The organism is Allobosea sp. (assembly GCF_051860145.1).
In the GTDB taxonomy this organism is placed as follows: domain Bacteria; phylum Pseudomonadota; class Alphaproteobacteria; order Rhizobiales; family Beijerinckiaceae; genus Allobosea.
The window spans coordinates 1-627 of sequence record NZ_JBHYEM010000054.1; the positions used below are offsets into that span (position 1 = coordinate 1).

1 protein-coding gene is annotated in these 627 nt (G+C 62.7%); it reads left to right on the forward strand.

Going from position 1 to position 627, the window contains the following annotated elements; all coding sequences use genetic code 11:
• Positions 1 to 518 (forward strand): isochorismatase family protein (locus ACTIF2_RS27660; protein WP_439500348.1); only part of this gene is annotated, 518 nt, incomplete at its 5' end.
• Positions 519 to 627: the final 109 nt, after the last annotated feature.

Here is a 627-nt window from a genome sequence, read left to right on the forward strand (position 1 = left end):
CTCTCGCTAAGGTCGCCAAGGTGTTCGGCGTACCAACGATCCTCACGAGCGTCGTTGCAGCCCGCGGCGGGGTCATCTTCCCCCATGTCACCGAAGTCTTTCCCGATCAGGAGGTGATCGATCGGACCTTTATCAACACCTGGGAAGACCCACAGGTTGTTGATGCGGTGAAGGCGACCGGTCGCAAACAACTGATCATCGCCGGTCTGTGGACCGAGATTTTCGTCGCCATGCCGGCGATCCAGGCTGCGGGCGAAGGCTGGGACGTGACCGTCATCACCGACGCCTCGGGCGGTACCTCGCTGGAGGGGCATGAGGTAGCGATCCAGCGCATGATTGCAGCAGGGGTCAACATGATGACCTGGCTCGCGCTGGCATCTGAATGGCAGCGCGACTGGGCGCGTGCCGATACCGCCGGCCCGCTCAACGATGCGCTCAAATATCATATCGGCGGCAGTGCGATCGCCTATCTGTGGGAGCAGCAGTTGCTCAACACGCCGGTGTCGGACACCGCCTGACCGAGACAGGGATGGCAGGTGGGCGGCCGCACGAGCGGCGCCCGTGCGGCACCTGTCATCCCTGCTTCATCCACTCTGAGGGTCGAGAAAGACGTGTAAGGAGCGGATG